The sequence below is a fragment of the Rhodoferax sp. LS1P39 genome (assembly GCF_056521425.1).
This window is the reverse complement of the sequence record NZ_JBWMAV010000005.1, coordinates 80,414-100,876: the sequence shown is the minus strand read 5'-3', so window position 1 is coordinate 100,876 and position 20,463 is coordinate 80,414. Positions and strand designations below refer to the sequence as shown.

Below are 20,463 nucleotides of genomic sequence, written 5' to 3'. Positions count from 1 at the left end.
GTAGGCCGTGGATTAAAAAGAGAACTTCGAAGGCTCGGCAAAGTGCACCAGGCGCGGGGCCACGGTGTCCCAGGGCTGGGTGGTGGCGTAGCTGGTGTCGCCGGTGCGGGTGATGAAGTTGGCGCACATCATGGGCTCCTGGCCCACCACTGCAAACAGGCGGCCACCCACCTTGAGCTGGGATTTGATCTGTTCAGGCACTGCGGCCACCGAGCCGCTGAGCACGATCACGTCAAACGGGCCGTCTGCGGCGGCACCCAGGGCACCGTCGGCCTGGCGGACTTCGACGTTGCGCACACCGGCATCGCGCAGGTTGTTGCGGGCCAGGGTGGCCAGTTCGGGCAAGATTTCGAGTGACAGCACGCTGTGGGCGCTGGCGGCCAGCAGCGCGGCCATGTAGCCCGAGCCGCTGCCGATTTCCAGCACTTTCTCGTGTTTTTGCAGCTTCAGGTCGTGCAGGGCGCGGGCCTCCACCTTGGGGGCCAACATGCACTGGCCACCGGGCAGTGGAACCTCCAGGTCGGCAAAGGCCAGGGTCGGGTTCGCGGCAGGCACAAACTTCTCGCGCTTGACGGTGTGCAGCAGGGCCAGCACGGCAGGCTCCAGCACATCCCAGGGGCGGATCTGCTGTTCGATCATGTTGAAGCGGAACTGTTCAAGCTGGGCGGTGGTGGTCATGGTGGTGTTTTGGGTTCAGGTGCAAGGTTAGCGTTAGATTTTAGGGGGGGAAAGTGGCATGACCGGGCGTTTTGCCTTCCATTTACCTTTCAACCAGTGTGCCAAGTCGTCCATGTAGCAATACACCACCGGTACCACCACCAGCGTGAGCAGCGACGAGGTGATGACGCCGCCCATTACCGCCTGGCCCATGGGGGCGCGCTGCTCGGAGCCTTCGCTGAGCGCAAAGGCCAGCGGCACCATGCCAAAAATCATCGCCAGCGTGGTCATCAGGATGGGGCGCAGGCGCACCTTGGCGGCCAGCAAGAGCGCTTCGGAGCGCTCCATGCCGTCGTCTCTGGCGCGGATGGCAAAGTCCACCAGCAAAATCGCGTTTTTGGTCACCAGGCCCATCAGCATCACCACGCCGATCACCGAAAACATCGACAGCGTGGACTGGAACAGTAGCAGCGCTAGCACCACGCCAATCAGCGTCAAGGGCAGGGCGGTCATCAGCGCCAGCGGCTGCAAAAAGCTCTTGAACTGGCTGGCCAGAATCATGTAGATGAACAGCACCGCCAGCACCAGGGCCGAAATCGCGTAGCCAAAGGCCTCGGCCATGTTCTTGGTGGAGCCGCTGAACTGGTAGCGGTAGCCGGGCGGCAGGGCCATGCCGTCCAGCACCGTGCGGATGTCGTTGGACACCTCGCCCGCCGAGCGCAGATACACGTTGGCGTTGACCGACACCTCGCGCGCCATATTGCGGCGGTTGATCTGGTTGGGGCTGGTGGCATCGGTGATGCGGGCCACCTGGTTCAGGCGCACCACGCGCGGGCTGCCGTCGGCGTTGGTGGCGGTGATGAAGGGCAGGCGCTGCAGGTCTTCGGCGGTGCTGCGCGCGCTGGGGGCTAGGCGCACGTTGACGTCGTAGGTTTGGTCATCGGGGGCGCGCCAGTTGCCCACGGTTTGCCCGGCTACCAGGGTGCGCAGCTGGCTGGCGATGCTGGCTACGCCCAGGCCCAGGTCGCTGGCGGCCTCGGTGCGCACTTCCACACGCACGGTGGGCTTGTCGGGCTTGACACTGGAGTCCAGATCGACCAGACCGGGGATGCCACGGATCTTGTCGCTGGCCTCGCGCGCCAGCCGCTCCAGCACCTGCAGGTCCGGCCCCTGCAGCGAGAACTCCACCTGCTTGCCGCCGCCCACCGAGTCCAGCAGGCCCACGTGGGTCACGGTAATGCCCGGCACGCTGCGCAGGCGCTCGCGCAGCACGTTGGCCATCTGGTCCACGCTGCGGCTGCGGGCCTTGCGGTCCACCAGGCGGATGTAGACCGCCGCATACATCTTGCCCGCCGCGTTGCCGGTGTTGATCGTGGCCAGGGTGTAGCGCACCTCTGGGAACTCGCGCACGATGGATTCCACCTGCCGGGCCTTGGCTTCGGTGACTTCCAGCGACGAGCCGACCGGGGTGTAGAAATTGAGCGTGGTTTCCGAGAAGTCGGCCTTGGGCACAAATTCGGTGCCCAGCAACGGCACCATGACCAGGCTGGTCACAAAGATGGCCAGCGCCCCGGCCAGGGTGGTCAGCTTGTGCCCCAGCGCCCAGCGCAGAATGGTTTGGTAACCATCGGCCAGCCGGTCGGTGGCGCGCTCGAACCACTGCGTCACGCGGCCAATGGTCTTGTCGTAGAAGCCCACCGGCTTGTGGTGCTGGCCATGGGCCTCGATGGCCGGGTCGTGCCAGATGCTGGACAGCATCGGGTCCAGCGTGAAGCTCACAAACATCGAAATCAGCACCGCCGCAACGATGGTGATGCCAAATTCATGGAAAAACTTGCCGATGATGCCGCCCATGAAGCCGATCGGCAAAAACACCGCCACGATCGAAAACGTAGTGGCCAGCACCGCCAGGCCGATCTCTTGCGTGCCTTCCAGCGCGGCCTGGTAGGGCGTTTTGCCCATTTGCACGTGGCGCACGATGTTTTCGCGCACCACGATCGCATCGTCGATCAGCAGGCCCACGCACAGGCTCAGCGCCATCAGCGTGATCATGTTGATGGTGAAGCCAAAAATGTTCATGAACAAAAAGGTGCCAATCAGCGCAATCGGCAGCGTCAAGCCGGTAATCACGGTGGAGCGCCAGGAGTTGAGGAACAAAAACACGATCAGGATGGTCAGCGCCGCGCCTTCGAACAGCGACTTGCGCACGTTGTCCACCGCCACGCGGATGGGCCGGGCCGCGTCGGTAATGGGCTCCAGTCGCAGCCCGGGCGGCAGCTGGGGCGTGAGCTCGGCAATGGCGGCGTTCAGGCCATCGACCACCTCGATGGTGTTTTCGTCCTGCGACTTCTGCACACTCAAAAGCAGGGTGCGCTGGCCGTTGTACAGCGCCAGGGAGTCGATCTCTTGCGCGCCGTCCACCACGTTGGCCACCTGGTCTACGCGCACCAGGCCGTTCTTGCGGGCCACGATGATCTGGCCAAAGTCTTCCGGGCGCTGCATGCGTGCATCGATCTGCACCACCCGCTCCTGCGCCAGGTTGCGGATGGAGCCCAGCGGCAGGTTCTGGTTCTCGCTTTTCACCGCGTTGACCACCTGGTCGGCGGTGATGCCCAGGGCTTCCATGGCGCGGGGCTGCAGGGTGATGTTGACCTGGCGCTGGGTGCCGCCCACCAGCGTGACCGAGCCCGCGCCGCGCACGTTTTGCAGGCGCTTCTTGAGCACCTGGTCGGCCCAGTTGGTGAGCTCAATCGCGCTCAAGGCCTTGCCCTTACTGGCATCGGGAATCACGGCCAGGGACCACACCGCGCGGCTGCTCGGGTCGAAGCGCAGCACGCGCGGCTCTTTCACCTCGTCGCGCAGCAGCGGGCGCACTGCGGCCACTTTTTCGCGCACATCTTCTGCCGCCTTTCGGCCATCCACCGAGAGCTGGAATTCGATGATGACGACCGACTGGCCTTCGTAGCTGCGCGAGGTGAGGGCGTTGATGCCGGCAATCGCGTTCACGCCTTCTTCCAGCTTCTTGGTGACTTCGCTCTCCACAATGTCGGGCGAGGCGCCGGGGTATTCCGCCGTGACTACCACCACCGGAAAGTCGATGTTGGGGAACTGGTCCACCTGCAGGCGCTGGTACGAGAACGCGCCCAGCACCACCAGGGCCAGCATCAGCATGGTGGCGAAAACCGGGTTTTTCAGGCTGACCTGGGTGAACCACATACCGCGCTACCGAACTTGGGTGAAGCGCACAGCCGTGCCTTCGGCCAGCGTGCCCAGGCTGCCCTGGACCACCTGTGCGCCGTCGGCCAGCCCGCTCACCGCCACCATGGCCTCGGTGCCGACCTGGCCGCGCAGGCCGGGCACCACGGTCTGGTGCAGCACTTTGCCGTTGGCGACCACCTGCACATAGGGCAAGGGCTTGTCGGTGCGCAGCGCGCTCACCGGCACGGCCAGCGTATCCACTTGCGCCGTGCCCAGCGTGCCCTCGGCAAACAGGCCCTGGCGCAGGCCGGGCGCGGGTGCCACGGCCAGGTACACCAGCACGCTGCGGCTGCCCGCCTGGGTGCTGGGGTTGATGCGCGCCACGGTGGCGGCAATCTGGGCGTCCGACGCGCTGCCTTCGATGTGCAGTTGCGCCGTCTGCCCGACCCGCAGGGCCACTGCGTCGGCTGCGCTGACCGAGGCCTCCAGCTCCATGCGGCGGATGTCCACAATCTCCAGCACCCGGGTGTCCAGCGCCACACGCTCGCCCGGCTGGGCCAGGCGCTGAGAAACGATGCCCGAGATGGGCGCGCGCAGCACCGCGTCGGCCACCGTCTGGCGCGCCACCGCGGCGGCGGCCAGCGCTGCGCGATGGGTGGACTGGGCGGCGTTGAGCGTGGCCTGCGAGGCATCCAGCGCGGTTTTGGAGATGAAGCCCTGGTCCACCAGCGCCTGGTTGTTGGCAAACTGGCGCTGGGCAATGTCGATCTGGGCTTTGGCTGCACCGGCCTGCTCCACGGCCTGCTGCAGCCGGGCCTGCACCTCGGTGGGCGCAATGCGGGCCAGCACCTGTCCGGCCTGCACGCTGTCGCCCTCGCGCACCGCCAGGCCTTGCAACTCCCCGGCCACCCGGGCTTTGACCACAGCAGAGTCTGCCGCTTTCAAGGCCCCCGAGATCGGCAGGCCCTGGGCCAAGGTGCGGGTTTGCGCCAGCACCACGTCGCTAGGGGCCAGTTCGATGGCGTTGGCGGGTTTGGCCAGCGCGGCGGCGGCCACGGCGGCCTGTGCCTGCTGGCGGGTGAACACGGCGCGGGCGATGCCGCCCACCAGCACCACAGCGACCACGGCCACGGTGGCCCACTTTATCCAGGGTTTCATAGGGGTGTCTGCGGGGGCCGCACGCGCAGCCCGTTCAAAAGAATATGGAGTTGCGAGGCCAGGTAGGCCTGCGGATCCAGCGCCGCCGGGGCGCAGGGGTGGTTGCCCATGGAATGCTTCCACATGGCTAAAAAAATCAGCGGCGCGGTCACGCTGTAGGTGGCCAGGTCCGGGTCTACCGGGGCGAATTCGCCGCTATCGATGCCGCGCTGCAGAATACGCCGCACCAGCGCCTGGTAGGGCACGGCCACCTCGGTTTGGTAGAAAGCGGCCATTTCGGGGAAGTTGTGCGCCTCGGTCAGCAGCAGCTTGGTCATGCCCGATGCCTGGGTGTTGCCCACGCGTTCCCACCAGCTCATCATGCCGTGGCGCAGCAGGTCGGCGCTGCTGCCGGTGAAATCGTCCACCTCGGCGCTCCACTCAAAAAACCGGGCCGACAGGCTTTGCCGCACCACCGCCTTGAAGAGTTCTTCCTTGCTGGGAAAGTACAAAAACAGCGTGCCCTTGGACACCCCGGCGCGCTGGGCCACTTCTTCCACCCGGGTGGCGGCAAAACCTTTTTCCACAAACAGGTCCAGCGCCGCGGCCAGCAGCTCGCCGGGCCGCGCTTCCTTGCGGCGCGCGCGCTTGGCTGGGATGGAGTTTGGGGTGGTGGGCATGGGTTACTGACTGGCTGGTTATTAATATAGCCCTTGCGCCCGGCCAGCGTCAATGCAGGGGTTTTGCAACAAGTAAACCCAGCCACTCGCGCAGCACCTCGCGGGATGCCTGCAGGCCGTGGCCGGTGGGCAGCCATTCCATCAGGCTGCGCTGCTGCGGCAGGGTGAAGCCGGTGGGCGCGGGGGTCACGGTAAACCCGGCGCGCTCGAACGCCATCTGCGCGCGCGGCATGTGCCAGGCGTGGGTGACCAGGGCGATGCGCTGCACGCCATCGGCTGCCAGCACCGCGTGCAGGCGGGTGGCGTTCTCAAAGGTGTCGCGCGACTGGTCGTCTACCCAGCGCAAGGCGAAGCCGTAGTCCCGGGCCAGGGTGGTGCGGGCGACGGCCCCTTCGGACGGCGTAGCCGTGCCGCTGTTGGCCCAGCCCACACCACCGGCAAAAGCCAGAGGCAACTGCGACTGGCGGGCCAGCCACACGCCGTAGCGCAGGCGGGTAGCGGTGTCTGCCGTGGGTTGCGCTGCGCCAAACTCGGGTGCCAACGCCTGTACGCCGCCGCCCAGCACCACCACCGCCTGCACCTGGCCTGCCTGCAGCACTGACGCCGCCGTAGCCGGGGGCAGGGCGGGCACCTGCGGCAGGATGTGCAGCGCCAGCCAGACGGCCACCGCGTTGCAGCCCAGCAGCCACAGCCCGCCCAGGGCACCTACGCAAACCACGCTGCCCAGCGCTTTTTGACGCCGCGCCAGCAGCAACCCCGCCAACGCCAGCAGCACAGGCGCGGCAGGCGGCAAGGCCAGCGCGGTCAACAAGGGTTTGAATTCGCCCAATTCCATATGCTCACTTTTTAATAGCTTCTCGTGCTTAATAGATAGGCGCTAGAGCCCATTTTGGCTTCAAACTTTCACATCGGTAAAGTTGAAGACAATCCAAGTGTACAAGTGCGTACGCTTAAAAAAGGAGTACAAAGCAGCCTATGCAAAACACGTCCTCCTCTACTCCCTCCACACCCGCCGCACGCCACGTAATTACCCTAGGGGGCGGATGTTTTTGGTGTACCGAGGCGGTGTTTGTGAAGGTGCGGGGCATTACCGATGTGGAAAGTGGCTACTGCAACGGCCAGGCACTCAACCCCAGCTACGACGAGGTGTGCAGCGGCGAGACCGGCCACAACGAGGTGGTGCGCCTGGAGTTTGACCCGGCGCAGATCAGCCTGCGCGAGATTCTGGAAGTGTTTTTTGTCATCCACGACCCGACCACGCTGAACCAGCAGGGCCATGACGTGGGCACCCAGTACCGCAGCGGCATCTACACCAGCACGCCCGAGCAGGTGCCGGTGATCGAGACCGTGCTGGCCGAGCTGGCGGTGAGCGGCAGCTACCGCAAGCCGGTCGTCACCGAGGTGCAGCCGCTGCGCAACTACTGGCCTGCCGAGGCCTACCACCAGGACTATTTCGAAAACCACCCCGGCCACGGCTATTGCCTGATGGTGGCCGCGCCCAAGGTAGAGAAGTTTCGCAAGACCTTTGCCAATCTCGTCAAACATTGAGAGTGTTTTAGGCCCCCTGTGCTTATTCCATAAGCGCAAGCAGCTATAAAAAATATAGTTTTAGCCGCCACGGCGGCGTATGCTTGAACGCATGCTGCGCCTGACCCAAGCCCCCAACCTCGCCATCGCCACCCTGTGGGTCGATGCGCTGCAGTTTGAAGGCATTACCGCCAGCGTGCAGCGCCAGTACCTCAGCGGCATTGCGGGCGATTTGCCGCCCGACCAGTGCCTGCCCGAGGTCTGGATCCACCACCCCAACCAGGAAACCCGCGCCCGTACCCTGTTGCACCACCTGCAAAACGTGCCGCAGCACCGCTGGCTGTGTGCCTGCGGCGAGTTGGTGGAGGGCGGTTTTGAGCAGTGCTGGCACTGTGCTGCCTGGATGCCTGCCTGACCAGAAACCATGAACTTTCCCCAGCACAGCCCCGCCGCCGAACGCAATCTGCCGCCCATCCTGAAAGTCTTGCAGCGCGTCCTGCCCGCACAGGGCACGGCCCTGGAAATCGCCAGTGGCACCGGCCAGCACGTGGCCGGTTTCGCCCAGGGCCTGCCCGGCTGGACCTGGCAGCCCAGCGATGCGCAGGACGATGGGTTTGGGTCGATTGCTTACTGGTGCGCGCAAGCCGGGGTGGCGAATGTGCTGCCACCGGTGCGCCTGGACGTGCTGGCCCCGTGGCCGTTGGTGGACAAGTTCAATGCCATCTACTGCGCCAACATGCTGCACATCGCCCCCTGGGCCACCTGCGCGGCGCTGATGCGCGGTGCCGCCGCCCATCTGGCCGTCGACGGCGTGCTCATCACCTACGGCCCCTACCTGGAGCGCGGTGTGCCCACGTCGGCGGGCAACCTGGACTTTGACGCCGACCTGCGCCAGCGCGACCCCACCTGGGGTATCCGGCAACTGGACGATGTGGTGCAGCAGGCAGCGTTGGCGGGCCTGGCGCTGCGCGAGCGGGTAGCCATGCCGGCCAACAACCTGCTGCTTATTTTTAGTTCTTCTGCAAACCCGCCACCAGCGCCGTGATGTTGTGGCGCGCCATCTTCAGATAGCTGGCACCGGGCTGGTCGGGGGCCGATAGCGCGTCGGCGTACAAGGTGTCACCGGGGACTACGCTGGCTTCCTTCGACAACTGCGCCAGCAGCTTGGGGTTGGCCATATTCTCCACAAACACCGCCTTGATTTTTTCACGCTGGATCTGGCGGATCAGGCTGGCGACTTGCTTGGCGCTGGCTTCACCGTCGGTGGACACGCCTTGCGGGGCCAGAAATGTCAGCTGGTAGTGGGCGGCAAAGTAGCCAAACGCATCGTGCGAGGTGATCACCTTGCGCTTGTCGGCGGGCACGGCGGCAAACTGGGTGGTGGCCCAGGCATCCAGCGCTTGCAACTCTGCTACGTAGGCTGCGGTGTTGGCCGTGTACGTGGTGGCCCCGGCGGGGTCGAGCTGCTCCAGCGCCTTGCGGATGTTGTTCACGTAAAAGATCACGTTGGCCGGGTTTTGCCAGGCGTGCGGGTCGGTTTCGGTATGCCCATCGTGCTGCATCTTGCGGGGCTGCACGCCGGTGGAGGCAATCACGCTGGCCCCTTTGTAGCCCGCAGATTGCACCAGCTTGCCCATCCAGGGCTCGAAGCCCAGGCCGTTGCTGACCACCAGTCGGGACTGCAGGATGGCCTTGGCATCGGCGGGTTTGGGCTCGAACACATGGGCATCTTCGTTGGGGCCGACCAGGGCCGTCACGGCCACCCGGTCGCCGCCCACCACCTTCACCAGGTCGCCCAGGATGCTGAAGCTGGTAGTGACCGGGATTTGGGCGGATGCGGTAAAAGATGCGGCCATGGCGATGGCAGCGAACAGACGTTTGAAAAGCATAAAAACTCCTAAGTAGTAAATCGGTGTTGGCGCAGCCAGCCGCGGGGGGCCAGCAAGAGCGACAGGGCGTACAGGCTCCCGGCGCAGACGATGACGGTAGGTCCGCTGGCGGTGTCCTGGTGGTAGGAAATCAGCAGGCCCAGGAAGCTGGCCACCGCCGCCTGCGCCACGGCGTTGAGCATTTGCGCGGGCAGGGTGTCGTGCCACAAACGGGCCGACACGGCGGGCAGCATCATGATGCCCACGGCCATCAGCGTGCCCAGGGTCTGGAAGCCCGCGACCAGGTTCAGCACGACCAGCAGCAAAAAGCCCTGCTGCACCACCGCGGCCTTGCGGCCACTGGCGCTTTGCAGGTAGGCTGGGTCGAAGCTCTCCAGCAAAAATGCCCGGTAAAACACGGCCAGCGCGCCCACGGTGAGCGTGGCCACCCCGGCCACCAGCACCAGCCCGCTGGCATCCACGCCCAGCGCGCTGCCAAACAGGATGTGCAGCAAATCCAGCTGGGAGCCGCGGCGCGACACCAGCATCACCCCCAGCGCCAGCGACACCAGGTACAGCGCCGCCAGGCTCGCGTCCTCGCGCAGCACCGTGGCGCGGCTCACCAGGCCCGACACCGCCGCCACCAGCATGCCAGCCAGCAGCCCGCCCAGCGTCATGGCGATGGCCGACAGGCCGAAGAACAAAAAGCCCAGCGCCACGCCGGGCAGGATGGCGTGGCTTAGCGCTTCGCCAAACAGACTCATGCGGCGCAGCGTGAGCAGCACGCCCAGCGGTGCCGCACCCAGGGCCAGCGCCAGGGCCGAGACGAGTGCGCGGCGCATGAACAGGAAGTCGGCGAAGGGGGCGATTGCCCAATCGTAAAAATGCGGCATGGCTTCAATTCGCGTGTAAGTGGTCGTCCCAGCTCTCGCCCAGCAGACGTGCCTGGCCCAGATGCTGCGGGGTCAACACCTCGGCCGTGTCGCCCCAGGCCACCACGCCGCGTGCCAGCAATAGCGTCTGCGGGAAGTGCTGGTGCACCTGGCTGTGGTCGTGCAGCACCGCAATCACCGTGCGCTGGCGGGCATGCCAGTCGGCCACCAGGGCCAGCAGCTCGGCCGTGGTTTTGCTGTCGATGGCATTGAAGGGCTCGTCCAGCAGGATCAAATCTGCGTCCTGCAGCAGCAGCCGCGCAAACAGCACCCGCTGGAACTGCCCGGCCGACAAGGCGCTGATGGGCCGCTGCGCAAACCCGCACAGGCCCACGGTGTGCAGGGCCGCATCCGCCTCGTCCAGCACCGCACGGTCCAAGCCGCCCAGCGCGCCCGCCGCCTGCCAGGCCCCCAGCAACACGCAGTCATGCACGGTGATGGGAAAGCTGCGGTCGATGGCCGACTGCTGGGGCAAATAGGCGATGCGCGAGCGCGGCGTGTGCACCTGCAGGCTGCCCTGGGCGATGGGCAGCAGCGACAAGATGCTTTTCAGCAGCGTGCTTTTGCCTGCACCGTTCGGCCCCACCACCGCCGTGAGCGAGCCGGGCGCAAAGCTGCCGCTGACCCCGTGCAGGGTGGGGCGGTCGCGGTAGGTGACGGTCAAGCCGTCCAGCGTCACCATGGCCCGGATGCCCAGGCCACGGCCAGCCACAAAAGGAGCAGGGCGGGGACGGCGCGCAGCAGGCGGGCCGGGGCCGATAAAGCCAGAAAGCTGGAGCGGGGGGTTTTCATTTAGGGTAATAATGCAACTCGATTGCAAAAGTATATCGCAACACAGTTGCGTTTAAGAATGCGAGTAGCCATGACCTCTGCGTCCACCTCTTCTACTTCTACCGACGACCTGCTGGTCGCCCACGGCCTGCGCCGCACCAACGCCGCCCGGCTGGTGGTCGAGTGGCTGCGCGCCCATGCCGACACGCGCTGGACCCACGCCCAGGTGCAGGAGGCACTGGCCATGGATGCCGGCATCACCCTGGACCGCGTCACGCTCTACCGGCTGCTGGACCGCCTGTCCGAGGTGGGCCTGCTGCGTTGCAAGGTGGATGCCGAGCGCGTGCGCCATTACCAGGCTGTGGTGGACGACGCGCCCGCCGCGCCGCATTTCGAGTGCAACGCCTGCCACCGCGATCTGCCCCTGGAAGGCCAGATGGACAAGACCAACGCCGAGTTGGCCCAGGCCGCGATCGCTGCCATCCAGGCCCTGAAAACCCTGGGGCAGCAAAACGTCAGCGTGGACCTGGCGCTGCGCGGGATTTGCGGCGATTGCGCGCCCGCCAAAAGGTTGGCGCGTTGATCCGCACTGCGCAACTGGCATATGCCTACCCCGGAGCAGCCAAGCTGGAATTCCCCGATACCGACGTGCCCCAAGGCGGCGTGCTGCTGCTGCGCGGCCCGTCGGGCGCGGGCAAATCCACCTGGCTGGCGCTGGCAGCCGGTTTGCTGCGCCCCGCCAGCGGGCAGATCACGGTAGCCGGTCAAGACCTGGCTGCTATCCAAAAAGTAGCTACCGATGCTTGGCGGGCCAGCGTCATCGGCTTTTTGCCCCAAAAACTCCATTTGAGCGAAGCGCTCACCGTGGCGGGCAACCTGGCCATGGCCCAGTGGGCCGCAGGCGTGCCCGACGACCCGCAGGCCGTGCGCCGCACGCTGGAGGCCCTGGGCCTGGGCGACTTGGCTGCGCGCAAACCGCGCCAGCTCTCGGGCGGCCAGGCCCAGCGGGTGGCCCTGGCCCGGGCCGTGCTGCTGCAGCCGAAAGTGATCCTGGCCGACGAGCCCACCGCCAGCCTGGACGATGCCACCGCCCAGTCCGCCCTGGCCCTGCTGCTGGCCAGTGCCCAGCGTTGCCACGCCACGCTGGTCATCGCCACCCACGACGCGCGGGTGGCGGCGGCCTTGCCCCATGCGTTGACATGCCAAATCGGAACCCAGCGCTTATTGGATAAGCACAGCCAGCTATGAAGATAGTAGCAATTGCCTTTCGCTACTTGTGGTCGCGCCCCTTGTCTGCGGCGCTGAATTTGCTGCTGCTGGCGCTGGGCCTGGCCAGCATCACCTTTGTGTGGATCACCAGCGAGCAAATGGACCGCGCGTTTGAGCGCGACCTGGCCGGTATCGACGCGGTGGTGGGGGCCAAGGGCAGCCCCATGCAGCTCATTTTGGCGGGCGTGTTCCACATCGACGTGCCGCCCGGCAACATCCCGCTAGAGGCTGTGCAACAGCTCGAAAAAGACCCGCGCGTGGCCCAGCTCATCCCCATCAGCCTGGGCGATACCTTCCGGGGCTTTCGCATCGTCGGCACCAGCCCGGCCTATGCCGCGCACTACGGTGCCACCCTGGCCCAGGGCACGCTATGGAGCCAGCCCATGCAGACTTTGGTGGGTGCGCAGGTCGCCAAAAATACGGGCTTGGCCGTGGGCAACACCTTCTACGGCTCGCACGGCCTGGGCGGCACCGGCCATATCCACGGCGACTTTCCCTACACCGTCACCGGCGTGCTGGCCCCCTGCGGCTGCGTGCTCGACCGGCTAGTGCTGACGGCCACCGAATCGGTCTGGAAAGTGCACGAAAAAGCCACGGCCCTGATTGATGAAGACCAGAAAATCCTGGAGCAGGAGCGCGAAATTACCCTGGCGCTGATCACCTACAAAAGCCCGCTGGCCGCAGTCACCTTTCCGCGCTTCATCAACACCACCACCGAGATGCAGGCGGCCGCGCCCGCAGTGGAAATCACCCGCCTGCTGCGCATGGTGGGCGTGGGCACCGAGGTGCTGCGCGGCTTTGGCGCGGTGCTGTTGCTCACGGCGGGCTTGAGCGTCTTCATCGCCCTGTGGAATGCCGTGCGCGAACGCCGCGCCGACCTGGCCATGCTGCGCATGCTGGGCGCATCGCCTTTTAAGGTGGCCGGGCTGGTGCTGTGCGAGGCCCTGCTGCTGGCCGCCATGGCCACCGCCCTGGGCCTGCTCGGCGGGCATCTGCTGGCGGGTTTGGTGGGTAGCTGGCTGCAGGCCGAACGCTCGCTGCCGCTAACCGGCTGGATCTGGTTGCCTGGCGAGTGGTGGGTGCTGCTGCTGGGCGCGGCAGTCGCCACCCTGGCCGCCGCACTGCCCGCCTGGGAAGCCTACCGCCTGGATGTGACCACCTTGCTCAACCACCGTTAACTGGAGTTTTCTGTATGCCCAAAACCCTCGCTGCCTTGATCTTTACAAGCCTGTTCGCCGCCAGCGCCATCGCCGCCGAGAGCGCCCAAGACACCCAAGCCGACGTCGCTCGCCACCGCGCCATCGCCGCCGCCCACACCGCAGCCGCCCAGTGCCGCGAGGCAGGGAAGGGCGAAGATGCCTGCACCAAAGCTTTGCAGGCGGCCTGCAAGGGGATTGCGATTGGAAAATATTGCGGGATGAAACACGAGCATTGATGTACCCAGCGATGCGCCGGGAAACCTCAGCTAGTGATGCGGCCCAGTCACTGGACCGATGCTTTACAGATGACTGCGATGACTCGGTTCATTTCTTCCACCGAAACGGTTTTAACCGCTACGCCGAACATGCCTTTTAACCACGTTGCCGATTGGGAAGCCGCCACGATTTCGTAGCGCCCCGGTTCCCATTCGACAAATTCGACACGGTCGCCAGTGGTGATTTGCAGGGCGCGGCGCACATCCCGAGGGATGGTGATCTGCCCTTTGGAGGAAACTGTTGCGGTGGCCATGCGGGGCTCTTTCTGCTCTTTACGTGATTGCGGGATAGATCATTCTCCATGCACCGGTAGATGGTGCAAACTAAAAATGGGCATTGAACTGCCCACGACTTTGAAAACTATGCCCATGCCATTAAAACTCTTGTTCCTTGGATTCGCCCTGGCCGCTGGCGCGGCCAGCGCCCAGCCCATCGACCTGCCCGCAGGCTCCGGCCCTGGCTTCCACAGCCCCAACAGCCCGTTTGCCCCACTACCCGAGCGGGCCGATGTGGTGCCGTGGTCGGTGCTGTCTGCGGTCAAGACCAAGGCCATCAAAAACCGCATCCTGCCCAATTTCGGCCAACAACAGCTGGCCCTGCACCAGAAAACCCAGCGCATCCAGGGCTTCATGGTGCCGCTGGACGCGGGCAAAACCCAAAAGCACTTTTTGCTCACGTCCGTACCGCTGACCTGCTCGTTCTGCCTGCCCGGCGGGCCGGAGAGCATGGTCGAGGTGAAGTCCAAAACCCCGGTGAAGTACAGCCTGGAGCCGGTCATCGTGGAGGGCACGTTCGCGGTGTTGCCCGACGACCAGTACGGCCTGTACTACCGGATGGTGGATGCGGTGGGTGTGCAGTAGTCAGCCGGTATACAGCGTCACCCCCAGCAGCACATACAGCAGCCCAAAGCACACCGGCACCCAGTTTTCCACATGGGTCAGCGGCAGGTACAGGCGGGCATCCATGCCGCGGCCCATGGCGGTCCATTCCGCGTCATAGGGGGCGACGGGCAGCATCTGCTCCAGGGCGTGCACCACCTTGAATTTGGCGGAATTGAGCTGGCGGTAGGAATACACCACCCGCCACCAGATGAAGCACAGCAGCACCACCGCCAAAAACGGGGCCAGCCCGCTGAGGGTGGGCTGCAGCACTTTCTCCTTCAGCATCACGGTAAACGCCGTGATCAGCGCGGTGTGCACGCCCACAAAGAACGAGTTGGCCAGCATGCGCCGGGCGCTGATGCGGTCGGCCATGTCCACGTAGAGCTTGTACTGCTCGAACAGGTGCTTTTCATACTCTGCGCCGTAGATGGCTTTGGACTGGCGCAGCAGCTGCAATGCGTCGGCGGACATTCAGCACCCAATCACTTTGAATTCCACCCGGCGGTCCAGCGCGTCCGAAGCATCGTCGCGCCCGTTGCCCACCATGGTTTGCCGGGAACCCATGCCGTTGGCGATGCTGCGCTTGGCCAGGGTGGGGTTGCTGGCTTCGAGCCGGGTTTTGACGTATTCGGCGCGCAGTTGCGACAGGCGCTCGTTCAGCGGCTCGGGGCCGGTGGCGCTGGTGTGGCCGGTGATTTCCAGGCAGGCGGGGCTGCTGGCGGTCTGGGTGGCGATGGATTTGAGCCACAGCGGGTAGGCCTCGGTCTGGCGGTTGTCTGTTCCGAAAGCGGTGGAGCCGGGGCGGAACAAAAACTTCACCGCCAGGCGTTTTTGCGCCAGGCCAAAGTCCACGATCTTGCCGAAGGCGGCCTCGGCCCGGTCGCGCCGCCCCAGCTTCCACTGGGCCAGGTAGATGCCGTTGTAGACCCGGAACTGGTCGCCTGCCGCCGTGCGCTGGGCGCTGGTGTACAGGTCCAGCGACTCCTGGTAGCGGCCCGCGTCGTAGGCTTCCATGGCCTCGGCCACCTGGGCGGCAGCGACGATGCGCTCGGTGTACAAGGCGTTGATGGGGTCGCCCGCGCGGGTGCCCTGGCAGGTGCGGATGTAGCCCAGCGTGGCCGGATCTTCGGTCCAGGCGGGCGCGTCGCGGAAGCTGGGCAAGGGGGTGCTGTCCACGCCCTCGGGCTTGGAGAAAGCCAGCCCCTTGCTGACCAGTTTGCCGGTTTTCAGGTCGGCCAGCGCAAAGCAGATGCGGTAGGCCTCGCGCACGCCCGCCGTCTGCCGCGCCGCGTTCACGCCGGTGAAGGTGCCTATCAGCACCAGCGGGCTGCGCGCCACGTTGGCGGCGGTAAACGGCTGCAGGTCGAACTGCGGGTACTGCGCTCGGATCATGGCCTCCAGCCGCTGACCCATGGAGCGGGTGGCGCTGGACTGCGCCCCGGTCATGCCATCCACCAGCGGGTCGATCACCACGGTGTAGCGCGGCGGGCCGGGCAACTGGGCATTTTTGAACAGTGCGGTGGCAGCGTTGCTGACGGCCTCGTCATAGGGCAGGGTGGGCGGTGGTGGAGCGGCGGGGGCCGCTGCTGCAGGCGGTGCCGGTGCGGCAGCCACCGGGGCCGGGGCGCTTGCCGGGCCGAAAGGCGGCAGCTGGGTGCAGGCCGTCAATAGGGCCAAAGGGAGCAGGGTGAGGCGTTGCATGGCTAGCACTCCTTGTTCAGAAAAGCCTGGTCCGCCGCCGACGGCATTTCGCCCATGCCCTGGCGCTCGCGGATGGCGCTGCAGCGGGCGGGTGGCGTGCGCTTGGGTGGTGTGGCGGTGGCGGCGTTTACAGGCGGTAGCTTGATGGCGGGCGTGGCGGCGGTCACCACCGGCACCGGGTTGTTGGGGGCCATGTCGGGGATGGAGGTAGGCATGCCGAAGGTGGGTGGGTCTGCAACCACCGCAGCGCTGGGTGTGCTGGCGGCGGTTGGGGCCGCTACCGGCACCACCGCCTCGCGTTGCTTGACTACACCCACGCCCAGGTAGATGCCCACGGCCACCAGCAGCAGCGCGGCCATCAAGCCCCAATGCTTCCAGGGTTGCCAGGGGGTGGGGATGGGCGGGGTGGGCTGGGGTAGTGGGGGTTCTTCTTCCGCGATCGGGGGAGCCGGGTCTTGCCGCACCACCTTGGGGGTGCCCAGCTTGTGGGCAATGTCGTCCAGCAATTGCTGCAGGCCGATGGTGTCGTGGCTGCCGTCCCAGTCCACCAGATCGGCGGCCTGCACCTCGCGAAACCCGGCGGGCGGGCGCACCTTTTCCAGGAACACCGGAATCAGCCGCCCCAGCAGCCGCCCCTCGGTGGCTTCTTCGCAGACCCATTCGCTTTTGACGGAGTTGCTGGACCACAGCACCAGCATGCAGCGCATGTTTTGCAGCTCCTGCTCCAGCAGGCTGCGCCAGGTCAGGCCCGCGGGCACGCGGCGGTCCCACCAGACGGACCAGCCCGCGCGCTCCAGGGCCTGCGCCAGTTGGCGCACCCGTGGGCGGTCTTTCTCGTTGTAGCTCAGGAAGATGTCTGCCATTGACGTTCCCCGTGGCGGTGGATGCCACCCGGCAGGCCGGGGGCAGCAAATATCTTACCCCCGGGCAGGAACAACAGGCAGTTTGTTTACAGCTTCCGTTTACAAGCTTTTTAGACTGCTCGTGCTTATCCAGTCAGCACGAGCAGCTATCAAGATAGTAGCAAATCGATCAGCAGGGCACGCCCTTGCGCTCCACCAGCCAGGCTGGTGCGTCCTGCAATGCCACGGGGCGCAGGAAGCGGTCTACCGCCGCATAGCCCACCGAGGTGGTGAAGGGCTGGGTGGAGGCCGGGAACGGCCCGCCGTGGTGCTGCGCGCCGGTCACGGCCACGCCCGTAGGCACGCCTGCAAACAGCACGCGGCCCGCGACCTGGGTGGCGGCGCGGACCAGGTTGCGGGTGGATGCGTCTTCGGTCTCCGCACCCCACAGCGTGACGGTCAGCGTGCCGCCAATGGCGCGTAGCACGGCGATGGTTTCTTCCACCGAGGCCACACGCACCACCAGGGCGGCGGAGCCAAACACCTCTTCGTGCAGCGCGTGGCTGGCGATGAAGTCGGCGGCCTGCACTTCGGCCAGGAACGGGCGGGGGGCGGCTGCTTCGGACACATCGGCCACCAGCGGGGTCAGGGCCGCATCGGCGCGCCAGCGGGCCACGCCCTTGTCGAAGGTGGAGCGGATGGCGGATGACAGCATGGCGTGCGGTTGCAGGGCCTGCAGGGCGGCGGCAAAGGCGGTGATGAACGCGTCGGACGCGGCATCCTTGTGTACCAGCACGATGCCGGGGCTGGTGCAGAACTGGCCTGCGCCCTGGCAGATCGATCCGGCCAGCGTGGCGGCCAGCTCGGGGCCGTTTTTGGCGGCAGCCGCGGGCAGCACCACCAGCGGGTTCACCGAGCCGAGTTCGCCGTAGAAGGGGATGGGGCGGGGGCGGTCCCCTGCTATCTTGGCCAGCGCGGTGCCGCCCTTGAAGGAGCCGGTAAAGGCCACGGCGGCGATGGCCGGCGCCTGCACCAGCTGTACACCCACCTCGATGGAGCCGCCTTGCACAAAGCCGAACACGCCCGCATCCAGGCCTTGCTCGGCCACCACGCGCTGCGCCAATGCGGCGGTCTGGCGCGAAAGTTCGGGGTGGGCGGGGTGGCCTTTGACGACCACCGGGCAACCGGCGGCCAGGGCGGCAGCGGTGTCGCCGCCGAGCACAGAGAAGGCAAACGGGAAGTTGCTGGCCGAGAACATCGCCACCGGACCCACCGGCACACGCACGCGGGCCAGGTGCGGGCGGCCTGCGGGCGGCGGGCCGGCCACAGCCTCATCGTCCACATAGGCATGCACCGTGCCCGCGTCCAGCACATCGGCAAAGCCGCGCAGCTGGAAGGTGGTGCGGTCGAGTTCGCCGTTCAGCCGGGGCAGGCCCAGGCCGGTTTCGCGGTCGGCCAGGGCCACCAGGGTGGTGCGCTCGGCTTCCAGGGCGGCAGACAGGGCGCGCAGCAGGCTGGCGCGCTGGGTGGCCGAGGTGGCGGCGAATGCATCCGATGCAGCAGCCGCAGCGGCTACGGTCTGGGTGATCTCGGCCTGGGTGGATTCGGGCCATTGCGCGCCGACGGCGTTGCCGGTACGGGCTTCGATAGATTGCAGCATGGGGGAGTCTCGGGTTGGGGGAGAAAAGGGGGCGGGCCGATTTAGGCCGGAGGTAGCACTAAATCGTAACATCCCGTTGCGACGGGATGCCGGGCGCATGGAATGCTCTAATTGGGGCCAAAGTTTCACAAGAGAAGAGAGAAGTTCATGGCTACCCAAGGATTTACCACCACCACCCTCCACGGCGACCGGGCCTTTGGGGTCGAAAACGGTGCGGTGCACATGCCCGTGCACACCTCGGTGCAGTACGGGTTTGACAAGGTCGAAGATTTGATCGGCGTGTTCCAGGGCACGCTCAAAGGCGCGTACAACTACGCCCGCCAGGGCACGCCCACCACGGCGGCGCTGGAAGCCAAGATCACCAAGATGGAAGACGGCCTGGGCAGCATCTGCTTTGCCACCGGCATGGGCGCGATCTGCGCCATCTTTTTGACCCTGCTGCGCGCGGGCGACCACCTGGTGGCCAGCCGCTACGTGTTTGGCAACACCAACAGCGTCTTCGGCACCCTGCGCAGCCTGGGTATCGAGGTGACCACGGTGGACGCGACCGATGCCGCCGCCGTGGCCGCTGCGGTGCAGCCGAATACGCGCATGGTGTTTGTGGAAACCATTGCCAACCCCGGCACGCAGATCCCTGACTTCGTGGGCATTGACGCGGTGTGCAAGCTGCACGGCCTGGTCTATGTGGTGGACAACACCATCACCTCGCCGGTGCTGTTCCAGCCCAAGAGTGTGGGTGCCAGCCTGGTGGTCAACGCGCTGACCAAGACCATCGCGGGCCACGGCAGCGCCATGGGCGGATCGGTCACCGACACCGGCCTCTTCGACTGGAGCAGCTACCCGGCCATTTTTGCCAACTACCGCAAGGGCGACCCGCGCCAGTGGGGTCTGCAGCAGATCCGCAAAAAAGGCCTGCGCGACATGGGTGCGTCGATGATGAGCGAGCACGCCCACCAGATCGCCCTGGGGGCCGAAACCTTGGCCCTGCGCGTGGCCCATAGCAGCGCCACCGCCATGGCTTTGGCGCAGTTTCTGGAAGCCCACCCGGCGGTCGTCAAGGTGCATTACCCGATGCTCGAATCGCACCCGCAGCATGCGCGGGCCAAGGCGCATTTCAGCGCCGGTTCGTGGCTGCTGTCGTTTGAGCTGGCCGATGCGGATGCCTGCCTGGCCTTCATCAACCGCCTGCACATCCCCGTCAAGGCCACCGGCCTGGCCGACACCCGCACGCTGATCATCCCCGTGGCGCCCACCATCTTCTGGGAAGCCGGGGCCGAGGTGCGTGCGCAAATGGGCATTGCCGACGGGCTGATCCGCCTGTCGGTGGGCCTGGAAGATGCCGCCGACCTGCTGGCCGACTTCGCGCAGGCCCTGGCGACCTGATGCCTGCCCGGCCCGGCGGTCGCCAGGCGCTGCACGCCATCGCGGCGTTTGAGGCGCTGAAAGGCTTTGCCGCGCTGGCCGCTTTGCTGGGCCTGCTGGACCTGGTGCACCACGACGTGCGGCACCTGGCCATCGAGCTGATTGGCCGCTTCGGCCTGGACCCGCACGCGCGCTACCCGTCGCTGCTGTTGCACTACGCCGACCTGCTGCCGGGCGCGCACCTGCAGTCGCTGGTGTTGCTGGGCGCGTGCTATGTCGTGCTGCGGCTGGTGGAGGCCTATGGCTTGTGGTTCGACAAAACCTGGGGCGAGGTGCTGGCGGCACTGTCGGGCGGGCTGTACATCCCGTTTGAGTTGCAGCATTTATGGCACCGGCCTACGGCCATGACCGGCTTGGTGCTGGCCAGCAACGTGCTGCTGACGGGTTATTTGGTGTTTCGGTTGTGGCGGCAGCGCAAGGCCGGTGAATCCAAACGCTGATTG

The 20,463-nt window shown here is 66.0% G+C and carries 23 protein-coding genes; 10 read left to right on the top strand and 13 right to left on the bottom strand.

The annotated features are described in order from the left end of the window. Positions 1-12: 12 nt before the first annotated feature. From AC097O_RS10525 to AC097O_RS10505, 5 genes are read right to left on the bottom strand one after another with little or no spacing between them, the layout of a single operon-like run. Entirely contained in the window at positions 13-678 is a 666-nt protein-coding gene (locus AC097O_RS10525) for a protein-L-isoaspartate O-methyltransferase family protein (protein WP_479592728.1), read from the bottom strand. Positions 679-711: 33 nt separating this feature from the next. Further along, positions 712-3,873, bottom strand: a complete 3,162-nt coding sequence (locus AC097O_RS10520) for an efflux RND transporter permease subunit (protein ID WP_479592727.1) — start codon at positions 3,871-3,873, stop codon at positions 712-714. 6 nt (positions 3,874-3,879) lie between these two features. Next, a complete protein-coding gene (locus tag AC097O_RS10515; protein WP_479592726.1) occupies positions 3,880-5,013 on the bottom strand; it encodes an efflux RND transporter periplasmic adaptor subunit in 1,134 nt (377 codons plus the stop codon). Further along, on the bottom strand, positions 5,010-5,672 hold the full coding sequence (locus AC097O_RS10510; RefSeq protein ID WP_479592725.1) for a TetR/AcrR family transcriptional regulator: 663 nt from the start codon (positions 5,670-5,672) through the stop codon (positions 5,010-5,012). Before AC097O_RS10510 ends, AC097O_RS10515 begins: the two co-directional genes overlap by 4 nt. Positions 5,673-5,721: 49 nt before the next feature. Continuing rightward, positions 5,722-6,507 (bottom strand): YdcF family protein, encoded by a 786-nt coding sequence (locus tag AC097O_RS10505; protein WP_479592724.1) that lies wholly within the window; start codon positions 6,505-6,507, stop codon positions 5,722-5,724. A 140-nt stretch (positions 6,508-6,647) separates the two neighbouring features. On the opposite strand from AC097O_RS10505, the gene msrA reads away from it, so the two are divergent. The 3 genes from msrA to AC097O_RS10490 all read left to right on the top strand — a co-directional run bounded on the left by msrA (position 6,648) and on the right by AC097O_RS10490 (position 8,244). Continuing rightward, positions 6,648-7,220 (top strand): peptide-methionine (S)-S-oxide reductase MsrA, encoded by a 573-nt coding sequence (gene msrA / locus AC097O_RS10500; protein ID WP_479592723.1) that lies wholly within the window; start codon positions 6,648-6,650, stop codon positions 7,218-7,220. A 91-nt stretch (positions 7,221-7,311) separates the two neighbouring features. Then, entirely contained in the window at positions 7,312-7,614 is a 303-nt protein-coding gene (locus AC097O_RS10495) for a DUF2007 domain-containing protein (protein WP_479592722.1), read from the top strand. Between the two features lie 9 nt (positions 7,615-7,623). Then, positions 7,624-8,244, top strand: coding sequence for a DUF938 domain-containing protein (locus tag AC097O_RS10490; RefSeq protein ID WP_479592721.1), 621 nt, complete (start codon positions 7,624-7,626; stop codon positions 8,242-8,244). Here AC097O_RS10490 and AC097O_RS10485 read toward each other — a convergent pair. Genes AC097O_RS10485 through AC097O_RS10475 form a run of 3 tightly spaced genes read right to left on the bottom strand, consistent with a single transcriptional unit; the run spans position 8,210 to position 10,690 of the window. Next, a complete protein-coding gene (locus AC097O_RS10485; RefSeq protein ID WP_479592720.1) occupies positions 8,210-9,088 on the bottom strand; it encodes a metal ABC transporter solute-binding protein, Zn/Mn family in 879 nt (292 codons plus the stop codon). The two genes, AC097O_RS10490 and AC097O_RS10485, sit on opposite strands and share 35 nt — an antisense overlap. Positions 9,089-9,096: 8 nt before the next feature. After that, the gene (locus AC097O_RS10480; RefSeq protein ID WP_479592917.1) at positions 9,097-9,969 is read right to left on the bottom strand and encodes a metal ABC transporter permease; all 873 of its coding nucleotides are present in this window, start codon (positions 9,967-9,969) and stop codon (positions 9,097-9,099) included. After that, positions 9,965-10,690 carry a metal ABC transporter ATP-binding protein gene (locus tag AC097O_RS10475; RefSeq protein ID WP_479592916.1) on the bottom strand — a complete coding sequence of 242 codons (726 nt, stop codon included), beginning with the start codon at positions 10,688-10,690 and terminating at the stop codon, positions 9,965-9,967. Before AC097O_RS10475 ends, AC097O_RS10480 begins: the two co-directional genes overlap by 5 nt. 171 nt (positions 10,691-10,861) lie before the next feature. Here AC097O_RS10475 and AC097O_RS10470 point away from each other — a divergent pair, with 171 nt between their 5' ends. Genes AC097O_RS10470 through AC097O_RS10455 form a run of 4 tightly spaced genes read left to right on the top strand, consistent with a single transcriptional unit; the run spans position 10,862 to position 13,474 of the window. Continuing rightward, positions 10,862-11,353, top strand: coding sequence for a Fur family transcriptional regulator (locus AC097O_RS10470; protein ID WP_479592719.1), 492 nt, complete (start codon positions 10,862-10,864; stop codon positions 11,351-11,353). Beyond that, positions 11,350-12,018, top strand: a complete 669-nt coding sequence (locus AC097O_RS10465) for an ABC transporter ATP-binding protein (protein WP_479592718.1) — start codon at positions 11,350-11,352, stop codon at positions 12,016-12,018. The genes AC097O_RS10470 and AC097O_RS10465 overlap by 4 nt, the downstream gene beginning before the upstream one ends. Continuing rightward, positions 12,015-13,217, top strand: a complete 1,203-nt coding sequence (locus AC097O_RS10460; protein ID WP_479592717.1) for an FtsX-like permease family protein — start codon at positions 12,015-12,017, stop codon at positions 13,215-13,217. The genes AC097O_RS10465 and AC097O_RS10460 overlap by 4 nt, the downstream gene beginning before the upstream one ends. A 14-nt stretch (positions 13,218-13,231) precedes the next feature. Then, positions 13,232-13,474, top strand: coding sequence for a hypothetical protein (locus AC097O_RS10455; protein ID WP_479592716.1), 243 nt, complete (start codon positions 13,232-13,234; stop codon positions 13,472-13,474). Between the two features lie 47 nt (positions 13,475-13,521). Here the strand turns inward: AC097O_RS10455 and AC097O_RS10450 are convergent, their stop codons facing one another. Continuing rightward, positions 13,522-13,767, bottom strand: coding sequence for an AbrB/MazE/SpoVT family DNA-binding domain-containing protein (locus tag AC097O_RS10450; RefSeq protein ID WP_479592715.1), 246 nt, complete (start codon positions 13,765-13,767; stop codon positions 13,522-13,524). Between the two features lie 115 nt (positions 13,768-13,882). Between AC097O_RS10450 and AC097O_RS10445 the strand changes: the two genes are divergently transcribed. Beyond that, on the top strand, positions 13,883-14,374 hold the full coding sequence (locus AC097O_RS10445) for a DUF3299 domain-containing protein (protein ID WP_479592714.1): 492 nt from the start codon (positions 13,883-13,885) through the stop codon (positions 14,372-14,374). On the opposite strand, the gene AC097O_RS10440 is transcribed toward AC097O_RS10445, so the two are convergent. The 4 genes from AC097O_RS10440 to AC097O_RS10425 form a co-directional block, all read right to left on the bottom strand. Then, positions 14,375-14,866 (bottom strand): RipA family octameric membrane protein, encoded by a 492-nt coding sequence (locus tag AC097O_RS10440; protein ID WP_479592713.1) that lies wholly within the window; start codon positions 14,864-14,866, stop codon positions 14,375-14,377. Further along, entirely contained in the window at positions 14,867-16,096 is a 1,230-nt protein-coding gene (locus tag AC097O_RS10435) for an OmpA family protein (protein WP_479592712.1), read from the bottom strand. A 2-nt stretch (positions 16,097-16,098) separates the two neighbouring features. Further along, positions 16,099-16,959 carry a toll/interleukin-1 receptor domain-containing protein gene (locus tag AC097O_RS10430; protein WP_479592711.1) on the bottom strand — a complete coding sequence of 287 codons (861 nt, stop codon included), beginning with the start codon at positions 16,957-16,959 and terminating at the stop codon, positions 16,099-16,101. A 169-nt stretch (positions 16,960-17,128) separates the two neighbouring features. Next, complete coding sequence (locus AC097O_RS10425) at positions 17,129-18,598, bottom strand: aldehyde dehydrogenase (NADP(+)) (RefSeq protein WP_479592710.1); 1,470 nt, start codon at positions 18,596-18,598, stop codon at positions 17,129-17,131. 147 nt (positions 18,599-18,745) lie between these two features. Here AC097O_RS10425 and AC097O_RS10420 point away from each other — a divergent pair, with 147 nt between their 5' ends. Together AC097O_RS10420 and AC097O_RS10415 are read left to right on the top strand one after the other, a co-directional pair. Beyond that, positions 18,746-19,981, top strand: a complete 1,236-nt coding sequence (locus AC097O_RS10420; RefSeq protein WP_479592709.1) for a cystathionine gamma-synthase family protein — start codon at positions 18,746-18,748, stop codon at positions 19,979-19,981. Continuing rightward, positions 19,981-20,460 (top strand): DUF2127 domain-containing protein, encoded by a 480-nt coding sequence (locus AC097O_RS10415; protein ID WP_479592708.1) that lies wholly within the window; start codon positions 19,981-19,983, stop codon positions 20,458-20,460. Before AC097O_RS10420 ends, AC097O_RS10415 begins: the two co-directional genes overlap by 1 nt. The last annotated feature ends 3 nt before the right edge of the window (positions 20,461-20,463 follow it).